Source organism: Anaerosporobacter sp., assembly GCF_965301125.1.
The window spans coordinates 1-1580 of sequence record NZ_CBDLAM010000377.1 but is presented as its reverse complement, the minus strand read 5'-3'; the positions used below and the strand labels follow the sequence as shown (position 1 = coordinate 1580).

Below are 1580 nucleotides of genomic sequence, written 5' to 3'. Positions count from 1 at the left end.
ATTTGGGATGGTATGGGATTAATTGAAAGTGATTTTATGCCAAATTATGCAAACGGTATGCTTCTTTTAAGAAATCATTTCTTTAAAATGTGTGGATTTAGAAGTAACATACAATTATTCTTTAAAGACTGGTGCTTAAAGAACGGAAAAAATTATGATACATATGAAATTTATGATATGTTTGGATTGCCGCACAAAATAAAAGAAATTAAAGTAATAACCACAAATAACGCAATAAAATGGATAAAATTTAAAGAACTGATGGGAAATACAGAATTAGAAGCTTATCGATATTGGTGCAAAAAAATAAATGCAGACGGTTCTATGTTCGGGGTGGTAAAAACAGATCACGAAAGCAAACTTGGTAATGTGCAACAAATGAGTTACCAGATGATTAATACTCTTCCATGTACAAAAGATGATATTAGAAAAATAACTAAAACTAGTGTTGATTATGTTGAATTAATCAAAAGAGATAATGATGAATTTGAAATATTCCTGAGAAACAACGCAAATGAAATTAACCATTATGAAATGCTTGCCGATTTATATCAGCATAATAATAGTTTTGGCAATAGTAAATGGTTTAGAACTGAGAAAAGAAAGATTATAAATTTATATGTTAATAGGCTTAGAAGAGGCAAAATCACAATTAATGCTGATAATCTTACTATTTGTGGTAATCCGTATGCACTACTACTCTATTCTATAGGGGAGGATTGGGCGAAAGATCCAACATTGAATTATGAAAAAGGTACGATTCAGTGTTATTCCACAAGATTTGAAGATGGAAAATATCTGTGCGCTATACGTAATCCCCATAACTCCCCAAACAACATATGTTATCTACATAATACGTATAGTCCTGAAATGCAAAAATACTTTCCTTTTAGCAAAAATATAATAGCGGTTAATTGTATCAATAGTGACATTCAGGATAGGGCAAATGGAATGGACGAAGATAGTGACTTTTTCTTTGTAACTGATAATGACATTATGGTTAAATGGGCGAAGTATTGTTATGAAAACTATCCAACCATAGTAAATGCATTAAAAGAAAGTAATATTACATATCAGAATACAAAACTGGCATATGCAGAAATGGATAATAAATTTGCTAAATCACGTCTATCAATAGGAGAATCAAGTAACTTGGCACAATTAGCAATGACATATTACTGGACTAATCCAGACAACAAAGAACTATATGATAATTTTATTATATTATCGGTATTAGCACAAGTGGCAATTGACAGTTGTAAGAGAGAATATGAAGTAGATCCAATTTTAGAAATTGAAAGAATTAAATCAATGAGCTGCATGAATATCACAAAGGATGAACTACAACTAAATGGTAAAATAAAGAAAGTAAAATGTGATTTGCCAAGATTTATGCAGTATACCAAAGATATTAAATATTCTAAAAATGGAATAGATATCCCATATGAAGAAATTAAAGAGAAAAAAGATAAGATTGAAAAAAGAATTAATCATGATTTAATTTGCCCAATGAATTGGTTAGAAGAGATATTGGATGAAATTAAAAGTATAGATAGTTCAAATTGTATCCCTACAGAAAA

1 pseudogene is annotated in these 1580 nt (G+C 29.4%); it reads left to right on the top strand.

The features are described from left to right. Window positions 1-12: 12 nt before the first annotated feature. A pseudogene (locus ACW2QF_RS20170) lies at window positions 13-1580 on the top strand (hypothetical protein); the annotation flags it as partial.